The sequence below is a fragment of the Microbacterium sp. 01T413_2 genome (assembly GCF_056398985.1).
On record NZ_JBFTQL010000007.1, the window covers coordinates 16865 to 30501 of the forward strand.

Annotated in this window: 11 protein-coding genes; 3 read left to right on the forward strand and 8 right to left on the reverse strand. The window is 71.0% G+C overall.

Features of this window, described 5'->3' with window-relative positions; all coding sequences use genetic code 11:
* Positions 1-20 precede the first annotated feature (20 nt).
* Genes ndk through ileS form a run of 4 tightly spaced genes read right to left on the reverse strand, consistent with a single transcriptional unit; the run spans position 21 to position 5611 of the window.
* Positions 21-437, reverse strand: coding sequence for a nucleoside-diphosphate kinase (gene ndk / locus AC1DMN_RS05950; RefSeq protein ID WP_045272553.1), 417 nt, complete (start codon positions 435-437; stop codon positions 21-23).
* A 1-nt stretch (position 438) separates the two neighbouring features.
* On the reverse strand, positions 439-915 hold the full coding sequence (locus AC1DMN_RS05955; RefSeq protein WP_441975731.1) for a DUF4233 domain-containing protein: 477 nt from the start codon (positions 913-915) through the stop codon (positions 439-441).
* Positions 903-2258 (reverse strand): bifunctional folylpolyglutamate synthase/dihydrofolate synthase, encoded by a 1356-nt coding sequence (locus tag AC1DMN_RS05960; protein WP_477383984.1) that lies wholly within the window; start codon positions 2256-2258, stop codon positions 903-905. Before AC1DMN_RS05960 ends, AC1DMN_RS05955 begins: the two co-directional genes overlap by 13 nt.
* Positions 2255-5611: an isoleucine--tRNA ligase gene (gene ileS, locus AC1DMN_RS05965; protein WP_477383986.1), complete on the reverse strand. Its 3357-nt coding sequence runs from the start codon at positions 5609-5611 to the stop codon at positions 2255-2257. The genes AC1DMN_RS05960 and ileS overlap by 4 nt, the downstream gene beginning before the upstream one ends.
* A 410-nt stretch (positions 5612-6021) precedes the next feature.
* Here ileS and AC1DMN_RS05970 point away from each other — a divergent pair, with 410 nt between their 5' ends.
* Positions 6022-6666 (forward strand): pentapeptide repeat-containing protein, encoded by a 645-nt coding sequence (locus tag AC1DMN_RS05970; protein WP_441975729.1) that lies wholly within the window; start codon positions 6022-6024, stop codon positions 6664-6666.
* 3 nt (positions 6667-6669) lie between these two features.
* Here the strand turns inward: AC1DMN_RS05970 and AC1DMN_RS05975 are convergent, their stop codons facing one another.
* Genes AC1DMN_RS05975 through AC1DMN_RS05990 form a run of 4 tightly spaced genes read right to left on the reverse strand, consistent with a single transcriptional unit; the run spans position 6670 to position 11720 of the window.
* Positions 6670-8247 carry an ATP-binding cassette domain-containing protein gene (locus AC1DMN_RS05975; RefSeq protein WP_477229227.1) on the reverse strand — a complete coding sequence of 526 codons (1578 nt, stop codon included), beginning with the start codon at positions 8245-8247 and terminating at the stop codon, positions 6670-6672.
* Positions 8244-9056, reverse strand: coding sequence for an ABC transporter permease (locus AC1DMN_RS05980; protein WP_477383988.1), 813 nt, complete (start codon positions 9054-9056; stop codon positions 8244-8246). The genes AC1DMN_RS05975 and AC1DMN_RS05980 overlap by 4 nt, the downstream gene beginning before the upstream one ends.
* A complete protein-coding gene (locus tag AC1DMN_RS05985; protein WP_477229228.1) occupies positions 9053-10069 on the reverse strand; it encodes an ABC transporter permease in 1017 nt (338 codons plus the stop codon). Before AC1DMN_RS05985 ends, AC1DMN_RS05980 begins: the two co-directional genes overlap by 4 nt.
* Positions 10070-10094: 25 nt before the next feature.
* Positions 10095-11720, reverse strand: a complete 1626-nt coding sequence (locus AC1DMN_RS05990; protein WP_477383990.1) for an ABC transporter substrate-binding protein — start codon at positions 11718-11720, stop codon at positions 10095-10097.
* Positions 11721-11914: 194 nt separating this feature from the next.
* On the opposite strand from AC1DMN_RS05990, the gene AC1DMN_RS05995 reads away from it, so the two are divergent.
* Positions 11915-12676, forward strand: coding sequence for a DeoR/GlpR family DNA-binding transcription regulator (locus AC1DMN_RS05995; protein WP_477383992.1), 762 nt, complete (start codon positions 11915-11917; stop codon positions 12674-12676).
* Entirely contained in the window at positions 12673-13620 is a 948-nt protein-coding gene (gene pfkB, locus AC1DMN_RS06000) for a 1-phosphofructokinase (protein WP_477383994.1), read from the forward strand. The genes AC1DMN_RS05995 and pfkB overlap by 4 nt, the downstream gene beginning before the upstream one ends.
* Positions 13621-13637: the final 17 nt, after the last annotated feature.

Genomic DNA, 13637 nt, shown 5'->3' on the forward strand with positions numbered 1-13637 from the left:
CGTCGATGGATGCGCCGGGGTCAGCCGAACCAGATGCCGAGCTCGCGCGCGGCCGACTCGGGCGAGTCGGAGCCGTGCACGAGGTTCTGCTGCACCTTCAGGCCCCAGTCGCGACCGAAGTCGCCGCGGATCGTGCCGGGAGCGGCGGTGGTCGGGTCAGTGGTGCCAGCCAGCGAGCGGAAGCCCTCGATGACGCGGTTGCCGGCGAGGCGGATCGCCACGGAGGGGCCCGAGAGCATGAACTCCAGGAGCGGCTCGTAGAACGGCTTGCCCTCGTGCTCGGCGTAGTGCGCGGCGAGGAGGTCGCGGTCGGGGTCGACCAGGCGGATGTCGACGAGGGCGTATCCCTTCGCCTCGATGCGGGCGAGGATCGCGCCGGTGAGGCCGCGCGCGACGCCGTCGGGCTTGACCAGGACGAGGGTCTCTTCGGTGGGCATGTCAGTCACTCTCTGTCGTCTTTCCAGCGGTGTCGGTGGAGGAAGTGGGGGTGGTGGGATGCGCGAGGCGGGCAGAGGCGGCGGCACGGTCCGCGCGTCCGCCGACGATCATCGCGTAGGCCCACATGCCGCCGAAGACGATCGCGACCAGCAGGATCGCGGGCACCAGGATGGCGGACAGCAGGACGATGACCTGCAGGATCCATCCCATCACGATTCCGGCTCTGCTGCCCATCAGCCCCGCGGCGACGAGCATCGCGACGCCGACCACGGCGCCGCCCACGATGCCCCACCACGGCGCGATGTCGGGGCCGAGCGCCTTCAGGCCGTAGACGGTGAGCCCTGCCAGGCCCACGACGATCGCCTCGAACGCGAGGATGATCGACCCGAGCTTCTGCGCGAGTCCGCGCGGCTTCCGGGCGCGGCGGGGACTCGCGGCGCGGGCCGCGGTCGCGGAGTCGTCGGTCACGCGCGCCATCCGCTCTTCCAGTCCTCATCGGCCGCGAGCGAGATCGCCTCACCGGCGAGCACGACGGACCCGGCGATGATCACCGCGCGGCGGTCGGCCGAGGCGGCCCATTCGCGCGCGGCGTCCGCGGCATCGGCCAGGGTGGGATGCACCGTGGCCCGGCCTCCGGCCCGCTCCACCAGATCCGCGATCGCGTCGGGCTCGCTCGCCCGCTCGGAATCGGGAGCGGTCGCGAACACGTGCTCGACCGACGGCAGCAGCGTCTCGACGATGCCCGYCGCGTCCTTGTCGCCGAGCACGCCGAGCACGAGGCCCCACTCGTCGAAGTCGAAGCTGTCCTTCAGCGCGGCCGCGAGGGCGCGGGCGCCGTGCGGGTTGTGCGCCGCATCCACGACCACGGTCGGCGCGATCCCGAGCAGCTGCAGGCGACCGGGTGAGGTCGCGCCCTGCAGCCCCTCCGCGAGCACGTCGCCGACGATCGCATGCTGCGCTCCCCCGATGAGCGACTCGACGGCCGCGATCGCGAGAGCCGCGTTGAACCCCTGGTGCTCGCCGTACATCGGCAGGTACTCCTCGGAGTACTGCCCGGCCAGACCCCGCACGGTGATCTGCTGGCCGCCGACGGCGAGACGCTGCTCGACCAGCGCGAAGTCCTGTCCCTCGAACGCGATGCTCGCGCCGCGCTCGGCCGCGACGCGCCGCAGCACCGCCTCGGCGTCGGGTGTCTGCCGCGAGGAGACCACGGCCGCGCCGTCCTTGATGATCCCGGCCTTCACCTCGGCGATCTTCGCGATGGTGTCACCGAGGCGGTCGGCGTGATCGAGGTCGATCGGCGTGAACACCGCGACGTCGCCGTCGGCCGTGTTCGTGGAGTCCCAGGATCCGCCCATGCCGACTTCGAGCACGAGCACGTCGATGGGCGCATCCGCGCACGCCACGAAGGCGAGCACCGTGAGCAGCTCGAAGAAGGTCAGGGGTGCGTCGCCCGAGGCCTCGAGCTCGGCGTCGACGATGCCGACGAAGGGCTCGATCTCCTCCCACGCGTCGGCCACGGCGCCGTCGGCGATGGGTTCGCCATCGATCATGATCCGCTCGGTGAAGCGCTCCAGGTGCGGRCTCGTGAACAGGCCGGTGCGCAGCCCGTGCGCGCGCAGCAGGCTCTCGATCATCCGCGCGGTCGACGTCTTGCCGTTCGTGCCCGTGAGGTGCACGACGCGGTACGTCTTCTGCGGGTCGTCCATCAGCTCGAGCAGGCGCGCGGTGCGCTCCTTGCGGGGCTGCACCCAGCGTTCCCCCGCTCGCTCCAGCAACGCGGAGTAGACGGCGTCTGCGCGCTCTCGATCGTCGGTCACGATGCGTCTCCGATCCGGCTCACGGCGACGGCGAATCCGCCGCGGTTGGCGTAGGTGCCCGCCTCGATGTCGGCCACGAACTCCGCCACGGCGAACTCCGCGCCCGCTTCCAGGACGTCCGCCTCGACCGCGAGCGTCTCCTCGGCGACCCCGGCGACGCCGAACGCGCTGCGAACTGCCGCGCCGTCCTCGGCGTCGGTGAAGCGCAGCTGCAGGCGGATGCGGTCGCTCACGTCGAACCCGGCGTTCTTGCGGGTGTCCTGCACGGCGCGGATCACGTCGCGGGCCAGGCCCTCCGCCTCGAGTTCGGGCGTGGTGGCGGTGTCGAGCAGCACGAAACCACCGGTCGGGACGACGGCCAGCGCCTCGCCCTCGGGGCGCCCCGAGGTCTCCAGCGCCAGCTCGTACTCGTGCGGCTCCAGCGCGATGCCGTCCGCCGTCACCACGCCGKACTSCTCGGTCCAGAAGCCGTCCTTCGCGGCGCGGATSACGCGCTGTACATCCTTGCCGAGGCGCGGACCGGCGGCGCGGGCGTTGACGCTGAGGCGGTGGCTGATGCCGTACTCCGCCGCGGTGCCGTCGCCCTGGGCCACGAGCTCGACCGCCTTGACGTTGAGCTCGTCTCGGAGGATGTCCTCGAACGGAGCCAGCGTCTCGGCCAGCGGCGAGACGACCGTGAACCGCGCCAGCGGCAGGCGAACCCGCAGCTTCTCCTTCTTGCGCAGCGCATTGCCGACGCTGGAGAGCTCGCGCACCGCATCCATCGCGTCGCGCACGTCGTCGGCGTGCGGGAACAGTTCGGCGTCGGGCCAGTCCGTCAGGTGCACACTGCGTCCGCCGGTGAGGCCCTGCCACACGCGTTCGCCGATGAGCGGCACGAGGGGCGCCGCCACACGGGTCAGCGTCTCCAGCACCGTGAAGAGCGTGTCGAAGGCCTCGGTCGTCGTCGGGTCGTTCGCATCCACCCCCACCCAGAACCGGTCGCGCGAACGGCGGATGTACCAGTTCGTGAGCACCTCGGCGAACTCGCGCAGGCGCGCGGCGGCCGTCGTCGAGTCGAGGCTCTCGAGGTCCTCCTGCACGCCACGCACGAGGTCACCCGTACGCGCCAGGATGTAGCGGTCGAGCACGTCCGTCGAGTCCGTGCGCCAGCGCGCCTCATAACCCGATCCGTCGGGTCCGGCGGCGGCGTTCGCGTACGTCGCGAAGAAGTACCACGAGTTCCACAGCGGAAGGATGAACTCGCGCACGCCGGCGCGGATCCCCTCCTCCGTCACCGAGAGGTTGCCGCCGCGCAGCACCGAGCTCGACATCAGGAACCAGCGCATCGCGTCGGATCCGTCGCGTTCGAGCACCTCGGAGACGTCCGGGTAGTTGCGCAGCGACTTCGACATCTTGTTCCCGTCGGAGCCGAGCACGATGCCGTGGCAGCTCACGCCCGTGAACGCCGGGCGGTCGAACAGCGCGGTCGACAGCGCGTGCATCACATAGAACCAGCCGCGGGTCTGTCCGATGTACTCGACGATGAAGTCGGCCGGCGAGTGCGAGTCGAACCACTCCTGGTTCTCGAACGGATAGTGCACCTGCGCGAAGGGCATGGATCCGGAGTCGAACCACACGTCGAAGACGTCCTCGATGCGGCGCATCGTGCTCCGCCCGGTCGGGTCGTCGGGGTTCGGCCGAGTCAGCTCGTCGATGTACGGGCGGTGCAGATCGACCTCGCCCTCGGCGTTGCGCGGCAGGCGCCCGAAGTCTCGCTCCATGTCGGCGAGGGATCCGTAGGCGTCCACACGCGGGTACTCGGGGTCGTCGCTCTTCCAGATCGGGATCGGGGATCCCCAGTACCGGTTGCGGCTGATCGACCAGTCGCGCGCGCCCTCGAGCCACTTGCCGAACTGGCCGTGCTTGACGTTCTCYGGCGCCCAGGTGATCTGCTCGTTGTTCGCGAGCATCTCGTCCTTGAACTCGGTCACGCGCACGAACCAGCTCGAGACCGCCTTGTAGATGAGCGGGTTCCGGCAGCGCCAGCAGTGCGGGTACGAGTGCAGGTAGCTCTGCAGGCGCAGCAGCCGGCCGTTCGCGCGGAGCAGCCGGACGAGCGGGGTGTTCGCGTCCATCCACAACTCGCCGGCGACGTCGGCGACGGTGGGCAGGAAGCGGCCGCCCTCGTCGAGCGACAGGATGGTCGGGATCCCGGCCGCACCCGCGACCCGCTGGTCGTCCTCACCGTAGGCCGGCGCCTGGTGCACGATGCCGGTGCCGTCGCTCGTGGTCACGTAGTCGTCGACGAGGATCTGCCAGGCGTTCTGAGTGCCCCAGGTCTCCACGTCGGCGTAGTAGTCGAAGAGCCGCTCGTAGGTGACCCCGCCCAGCTCGGAGCCGGTCACGATCGCGGTGACCGCGGCGATCGCGTCCTCGGCGCTGTCGTAGCCGAGGTCCTTGGCGTAGCCGCCGAGGAGGTCCTTCGCGAGCAGGAATCGGTCGCCTTGAGCGCCCTCGGATGCCCCGTTCGGCCCGACCGGGACGACGGCGTAGACGATCTCCGGCCCGACGGCGAGCGCGAGGTTCGTGGGCAGCGTCCACGGGGTCGTGGTCCACGCCAGCGCCCGGACGCCCTCGAGGCCGAGCGCCGTGGCCTTCTCCCCMGASAGCGGGAAGCTCACGGTGACGGAGGGATCCTGACGCTCCTTGTACACGTCGTCATCCATGCGCAGCTCGTGCGCGCTCAGCGGCGTCTCGTCGCGCCAGCAGTACGGCAGCACGCGGTAGCCCTCGTAGGCGAGGCCCTTCTCGTGCAGGGTCTTGAAGGCCCAGAGCACGCTCTCCATGTAGCTCAGGTCGAGCGTCTTGTAGCCGCGCTCGAAGTCCACCCAACGCGCCTGACGGGTGACGTAGTCCTGCCATTCGTGCGTGTACGTGAGCACGGACTCGCGCGCCTTCGCGTTGAAGACGTCGATGCCCATCTGCTCGATCTCGTCCTTCTCGGTGATCCCGAGCTGCTTCATCGCCTCGAGCTCGGCCGGAAGGCCGTGCGTGTCCCACCCGAACACCCGGTCGACCTTCTTGCCGAGCATGGTCTGGAAGCGCGGGAACAGGTCCTTCGCGTAGCCCGTGAGCAGGTGTCCGTAGTGCGGCAGGCCGTTGGCGAACGGAGGGCCGTCGTAGAAGACCCACTCGTCGGCGCCCTCGCGCTGKGCGATCGASGCGCGGAAGGTGTCGTCGGCCTCCCAGAACGCGAGCACGTCGCGYTCGATCTCGGGGAAGCGCGGRCTCGGGGTGACGGTCGCTGAGCCGGTCGAAGCGTCAGCGGCGGGGCCGAAGGATCCGGCGGGGGASGTGCGCGGGTAGGTCATCGTGTCTCGCAGTGTCGGTGGCGGGCGGATGCTGCTGCTGCGAGGACGATTCCCGTGCTGTTCGGCAATGGGGACCGCGGTACCACCTCGCGTGCGGTTCGGTCCCTGAGCCTGTCGAAGGGCCGAACTGCCACTCTCACTGCGGCTGTGACGGGCCTGCCCCGCTCGGTTCTACTGACTTCGGTCGCTGGGCTTGTCGAAGCGTTCTTCCGAGAGCTCCCCGGTGATGGCCGGATCGATGCTCGTACCGTCCAGTCTAACGCCGCCGGATCCGGATGCGCTCCGGCCCGGATCCTGCCCCGGGATCCTCGACTGCTCGCAGGCTCGGCGGCTCGACCGGGATGACGGGCGACAGCGTGTAGGGCATCGCGCCATGGGCCGCTGTCGGCGACGAGTCCTAGGGTCGTGGCATGGCCCGCAGCACCGAACGTCCCCAGCCGCCCCGCGTCTCACCGCCCGATCTGCCGGACGAGCTCGATGACGCGGTGGGCCGCCGGCACGGCGACCACATCGGACAGCGGATCCCGCTCGCCGAGGATCTCGCGCATGCGCAGTTCGAGCAGTGCTCACTGTCCGGCACCGCGGACCGTGTGGACCTGACCGGGGCGACGTTGCTGGACGTYGAGATCGTGGACGCGCGCACGCCCGTGCTGTCCCTCAAGGATGCGACGATCCGGCGGCTGCGCATCGCGGGCGGCCGGATCGGCACGCTCGATCTGTCCGGCGCGCACGTCGCGGAGCTGATGCTCGAACACGCCCGCATCGACTACCTCTCGCTGGCGGCGACGAAGATCCAGGATTCGCTCATCACCGACTGCACCCTCGCCACCGTCGACATCCCCGCCGCCACGGCCACCCGGGTGCGGTTCGAGCGCTGCCGAGCGGACGAGGTCGACACCCGGGGCCTGAGGGCCGACGCCCTCGATCTGCGGGGGCTCGACGCCGTGGCATTCGTCGACGTGACCGCGCTGCGCGGCACCACGATGACCGAACGACAGGTCGAGCTGCTGGCTCCCGCGTTCGCGCGCGCAGCAGGGATCGACGTGCAGGACTGACCCTCAGGGAACGTCAGACGGAGGGCCCGAGGCCGCCAGCAGCTCCCGCGTGAACGGGTGCTGCGGAGCTCCGAGCACCTGCGCGGCCAGGCCCTGTTCGACGATCGCACCGTCCTGCATGACCAGCAGATCGTCGGCCGCGGACGCGATCACCCCGAGGTCATGCGAGACGAGGAGCATGGTCAGCCCGCGATCGCGCTGCAGTCGGTCCAGCAGCGCGAGGATCCGCGTCCGCACAGTGACGTCCAGCGCGGACACCGGTTCGTCGAGCACGAGCACCTCGGGCTCGGCGGCGAGCGCACGGGCGATCGCGGCGCGCTGTCGCTGACCGCCTGACAGCGCGGCGGGGCGCCGTGCGGCGAGCGCCGCATCCAGACCGACCTCACGCAGCAGGTCGGCCGCGCGTGCCGCCCGCTGCGCGCGAGGAACACACCCGGCCGCGAGCGCCTCCCGCAGCGAGCGCCCGATGGTCCAGCGCGGATCGAAGGCGCCCAGCGGGTTCTGGTGCACGAGCTGGATCCGCGGTCGGCCGCCGCCGGCCCAGGCGACCGTGCCGGTATCGGCGCGCTCGACCCCCAGAAGGACACGGGCCAGCGTCGTCTTCCCGGATCCGGACTCGCCCACCACCCCGAGAGTGCGCGCGCGGCGCAGGTCGAACGAAACGTCGCGCAGCACCGGTCGGTCGAAGCTCTTGCCCACCGCAGTGACCGTGGCGAGCACCGGCGCGTCGACGACGGTCGGGGTTCGCGGCGTCGGTGTCGAGGCGAGCACCAACTCGCGCGTGTACGCATCCTTCGGTGCGGCGAGCAGTTCAGACGCGGATCCGCGCTCGACCACGCGTCCGTCCCGGAGCACCACGACGCGGTCGGCGACCCGGCGCACCGCCGCCATGTCGTGGCTGACGAACACGACCGCGGTCCCCTCATCGGCGATCCGGCGCAGCAGCGCCAGCACCCGCGCCTGCACGGTCGCGTCCAGGGCCGTGGTCGGTTCGTCCGCGACCAGCACCACGGGCCCGGCTGCGAGCGCGCTCGCGATGAGGGCACGCTGACGCAGCCCGCCCGACAGTTCGTGCGGCCGCTGCCGAGCGCGCCGCACGGGATCCGGCATCGCGACGTCCGTGAGCAGCTCCAGCACGCGTGCGTCCCGCGCCGCACGCGGGAGGGATCCGTGGATCTCCAGCGGCTCGGCGACCTCGGCGCCGATGCGGCGCAGCGGATCCAGGGACACGAGCGCATCCTGCGAGACCAGGGCGATGCGTGCTCCGCGCAGCGTCCGCCAGCCGCGCTCGGGCAACGCCACGGCATCCACACAGTCGACTTCGAGCATCGCCGCCGAGACCGTGGCGTGCTCCGGCAGCAGGCCGAGCAGCGCGCGGACCGTGAGGGACTTGCCCGCCCCCGATTCCCCCACGAGCGCGACGCACTCCCCCGGCGCGACCGTGAACGACACGTCGTCGACGAGGGCACGCCCGTCGATGCGGATCCGCAGGCCCTCCACGCGGAGCGCGGGCGGAAGACCGGGCCCCGGAACTGCCTGCGGCTTCGACCGGGTACCCCCTCCGGCACTCCCGGCGCTCATGCGCGCCTCCCCTCGGCKCGGGCMCGCAGCGYGCGKCCGAGGAAGGTCGCCGCSAGCACGGTCAGSGTGATCGCGAGCCCGGGGAACACGGCGATCCACCAGGCCTGGCCGAGCACGTTGCGGCCGCCTGCGAGCATGAGCCCCCACTCCGGCGACGGCTCGGCGGGTCCGAGCCCGAGGAAGCTGAGGCCGGCGGCGGCGAGGATGCTGGATCCGAGCCCGATCGTGGCGAGCACGCTGAGCGCGCCGAGCACACCCGGCGCGACGTGCCGGCGGAACGTCGTGAACGCCCCGACGCCGAGGATGTGCGCCGCCTCCACATGCTCCGCGCGACGCAGCACCTGCGTCTGCGCGCGGGCGAGCCGCACGTACACGGGTATCGCAGCGAGCGTCACACCGATCGCGACGTTCACGGCACCGGGGCCGAGGATCGCGACGACGACCAGGGCCAGCAGGAACTCGGGGAACGCCATCAGCACGTCGTTCGTGCGCATCAGCGCGACGTCAACCGGTCGCGGCGCCACTCCGGCGAGCGACCCGACGATCAGGCCGACCACGAGTGCCAGGCCTGTCGCCAGGACGCCGATGCCGAGCGAGCGCCCGGCCCCGTGCACGACCCTGGCGTACACATCGCGCCCGCTCTGGTCGGTGCCGAACGGGTGCCCCGGACCGGGCGGCAGCAGTGCATCGCGCACATGGGTCTGCAGCGGATCCCCCGGGGCGAGCAGGCCCGGCACGACGGCGGCGAGCACCACCACGGCCAGCACGACCGCGGCGAGCGCGAGAAGGACGCGCCTCAGCAGCCTCATGCGTCCGCCTCCGCGGGCGCGGGAGCGGCCTCGGCCGGGCGTCCGACCGAGGCCCGCAGCCGTGGATCCAGGAACGGCGCCGCCAACTCCACGAGCGTGTTCACGACGACGAAAACGAGAGCGCTGAACAGGATGATCCCGGTGACCACCGGCAGGTCGCGCCCCGTGATCGCCGCCAGCGTCACCCGCCCCAGACCCGGGCGCGCGAACACCGTCTCCACGAGCACCGCACCGCCCAGCAGCGAGCCCACGAGGTACGCGCTGAGGGTCAGCGCTCCGATCGAACCGTGCCGCAGGGTGTGCCTCAGCGTCAGCCGGGCGTGGTCGGCGCCGCGCGCGAGCACCGTCAGCGCCCATGGCTGCCGCTCGGCCGCCTCCACACCGTCGCGCAGCACCTGGCCGAGCAGCGCCGCGACGGGAAGTGCCAGGGCGACCGCCGGCAGCACCAGGCTCGCCCCGGTCCGCGATCCCGCCACCGGGAACCAGCCCAGCCCGAAGGCGAACACCGTGAGCAGCAGCAGGCCGATCCAGAACACCGGCGAGGACAGCACGATCAGCTCACCGGTCGCGACGAGCCCGCGAGCGAGCGGCCGGCGAGCGATCAGCACCCCGGCGAGCGCGAGCAGCACCGCGATCGCGAGGGCGAGTGCCGTGAGCTGCAGCGTGGCGCCGAGCTGGCGTCCGATCACCTCGCTCACCGGCATCCGTAGCTGATACGACGTACCGAGATCCCCATGCAGCAGATCGGAGAGCATCGACAGATACTGCTGCCAGAGCGGGCGATCCAACCCCAGGTCGGCGCGGATCCGGTCCTTGACCGCTTCGCCCACCTGGGCCTGCGGGCCGAGCATGACGCTCACCGGGTCACCGGGCAGCACCCGGAAGGCGAGGAAGGACAGCGTCGCCGCCCCCCACAGCACGAGCACGATCGACGCGGCCGCCCCGCCGATCCGGCGCACGACGACGCCGGATCGGCGCACAGACGCGTCCGGCGGCCCTGGTCGATCCCTCACGAGCGGACGATATCGCGAACCGTGCTCACTTCACGCTGGCGCCGAAGAAGAGCGGCCGCCCGTAGATGTCGAAGCCCAGACCGGCCACCTTGTCGCCCACCGCGGTGATCGCCGAGGTGACGTAGAGCGGCACGATCGCGTCGTCCTTCGCGTTCCACTTCTGGATCTGCGCGTAGACGTCGGCGCGCGTGGACGCGTCAGTGGCGGCGATGCCGTCCTTGAGCAGTTGGTCGAGCTTCGGATCGCTCACCGATGATGCATTCTGGAAGCCGTCGGTCGCGAGATGGCTGCGCAGCAGGTCGGGGTCGACGCCGGAGAAGTCCCAGTCCGTGATGTCGAAGGTCTTGGGGCCGTACTTCTCGTTGTAGGCGCCCGGTTCCAGCGTCTCGCGCGTGATCTCGAACCCGACCGCCTTGAGATCGGACTGGATCGCGTTCGCGAGGGCCGCATGGTCGTCGGAGACGGGAGTCCAGGCGATCCAGTCCGCCGTGAGGCGCTTCCCGTCCTTGGTGCGGATGCCGTCGGCTCCGCGCTGGGTCCAACCCGCCTCGTCGAGGAGCTTGTTCGCGAGATCCTTGTCGAACGGCCAGCTCTTCTCGAGGCTCTTGTCGTAACCGGGCGTGGTCGGGCCGAGGATGCTCCACGCCCGCGGGAACTGCCCGAAGAAGATCTTGTCCACCGCGGCGTCGACGTCGATCGCCCGGGTGAACGCCTCGCGCACCTTCTGATCCGCGAACACCCCGTTCTTCTCGTTGAGGAAGAGCGAGTACGGCAGGCCCGGCACCTGCACGGACTTCACGGTCGCGGATCCCTTGATCTGCGAGACGAGGTTCGGCGGCAGCTGCGAGGCGAGGTCGATCTCGCCCGACGTCACGGATCCGCTGCGCACGGACGCTTCGGGGAGGATCTGCACCCGAAGGGTCTTGAACGCGGGGGCCTCCTGGCCCTCCGGCGCCCAGGCGTACTTCGCGTTGCGGGTGTACACGATCTCCTGATCGGGCGTGTACGACGAGATCTGGAACGGGCCGGTGCCCACCGTGATGCCCTTGCCACCGGCGGCGAGATCGGCGGAGTGCTCGGCGAGCACCTTCGGCGCGTAGAAGCCCAGTTGCGCGGTGCTCGCCGCCTGCAGGAACGGCGCGTACGGCTGCGAGAACGTGACCTTCACCGTGCTCGGGTCGATCACCTCGGTGCCCTTGTACAGCTCGCCGCCGAGCATGCTCGCGGCCTGCGCCGACTTGGTCGCAGGATCCGCGATCCGGTCGAAGTTGGCCTTCACCGCGGCGGCGTCGAACTTCTCCCCATCGGTGAAGGTGACGTCGTCGCGCAGGTGGAACGTGTAGGCGGTCCCGTCCTCGGAGATCTCCCACTTCTTCGCGAGCCACGGCACGAAGGATCCGTCCGTCTTCTGGAACACCAGCGAGTCCAGCACGGCACGCTGCACCATGGCGGTCACGTCGAGCTGGCTGGTCTGCGGATCCATCTTGCCGCTCGAGAGCAGGCTGCCGTCGACGCCCCACACGAGTTCGCCGTTCGCGTCTCCCGATCCCGATGCGGATCCGGTCGAGGCGGAGCAGGCGCTGAGCGCGAGCGCGGCGRCCGCGGCGAGSGCGGTGARGGGCAGGAGTCGACGCCGAAGCGGAGAAGGCATGAGGRATCCTCGGGTGCGGAGAGGGAGCTGTGTGCGGGACACTCCAGGCTATCGGTTTGTGGACGGAGTGGATCTATCGCCCGATTCCTGCGATCGATGAGCCCGAATCTGCTTTTGTGTTGTTTTATGTTGGATCTTGTGGGAAGCTAGCGCAACGCCCGAACCCGGGCCACGGAGAGCGGCAAAGGAGCCCGATGTACGCAGCGGAGCGGCAGCAGCGCATCCACGAGCGCGCACAACGGGACGGCCGCGTCGATGTCACCGGTCTGGCGGAACTGCTGGACGTGACCACCGAGACCGTCCGGCGAGACCTCGCGGTCTTGGAGCAGCAGGGCCTGGTCCGCCGCGTCCACGGTGGCRCACTCCCCGCGGAGCGCCCCCTGCCGGAACTCACCCTCGCGGCACGCATCGGCCAGCACTCGGAGGCGAAACTGCGCATCGCCACGCGTGCTCTGCAGGAGCTGCCCGACGGCGGCACGATCCTCCTCGACTCCGGATCCACCACGCTCGCGATCGCCGAGCTGCTCCCGGCCGACGCGCAGCTCACCGTCGTGACCAACAACACCATCGTCGCCGGCGCCCTCGCAGGCCGGGACAACCTCACGCTGCTCCTCATCGGCGGACGTGTGCGCACCGTCACGGGCGCGGCCGTCGGTCCGTGGGCGATCGAGGCGCTCGCCGAGCTCACCGTCGACGTCGCCTTCCTCGGCACCAACGGCTTCGACGCGGACCATGGCCTGTCGACCCCCGACCAGGACGAGGCCGCCGTGAAACGCGCCATGCTCGAGGCCGCGCGCACCCGCATCCTCGTCGCCGACTCCAGCAAGCTCGGCGCCGTCCACCTCCAGCGCTTCGCACGCGCCGAGGAACTGCACACCATCATCACCGACACCGCAGCGGACCCCGACGCCGTGGAGGCGCTGCGCGCCGCTGGACCGAAGGTCGTGATCGCATGATCGTCACTCTCACCCCGAACCCGAGCATCGATCGCGCCGTGACGCTCGATGGGCTCTCCCGCGGCGAGGTGCAGCGCGCGACGTCCAGTCGCGTCGATCCCGGCGGCAAGGGGCTCAACGTCTCCCGCGCCGTCGCCGCGATGGGCGGCGACACCCGCGCGGTACTCCCCTCGGGCGGGCTCGAGGGCGGGCTGCTCGAAGCGCTCTGCCGCGCCGCATCCGTGCCCGTCGTCGTCGTGCCGATCCGGGGCAGCGTGCRCATGAACATCAGCGTGCTGGAGCCCGACGGCACCACCACGAAGATCAACGAACCGGGGCCGCTGCTGGACGCCGCCGAGGCCGACGCCCTGATCGCGAACGCGCTGACCGACGTCCCGGCCGGCGATTGGCTGTCGGGCGGCGGCAGCCTCCCCCTCGGCGCCCCGGCCGACTTCTACGGGCGCCTGGTACGCGGCGCTCACGATCGCGGCATCCGCGTCGCGGTCGACACCTCCGGCGCCCCGCTCGCGGCCGCCGTCGCGGCGAAGCCGACCCTCATCAAGCCGAACCGCGACGAACTCGGCGAGCTGATCGGCCGCGATCTGCCCACGCTCGGGGCCGTTCTGGACGCCGCGCAGGCGCTGCAGCGCGGCGGCATCGACATGGTCGCGGTGAGCCTCGGCCGGGACGGCGCCGTGATCGTCACCAGCGGGGGCGCCTGGCACGCGACCGCAGTGGCGTCCGACGTCGTCTCGACGGTCGCCGCCGGCGACTGCATGCTCGCCGGATTTCTGTTCGCGCTCAGCGCGGACCATTCCGCGGCGGAGGCCCTCGCCGAGGGCGTCCGCTGGGGCACCGCGGCCGTCGCTCTGCCCGGCAGCCAGGTGCCCACGCCCGCCGATCTTCGTGACGTGCACGTCACCGTCACCTCCACCCCGGACCGCGAACTCCCCCTCGCGGACTGACTCCTCCACGGAAAGGA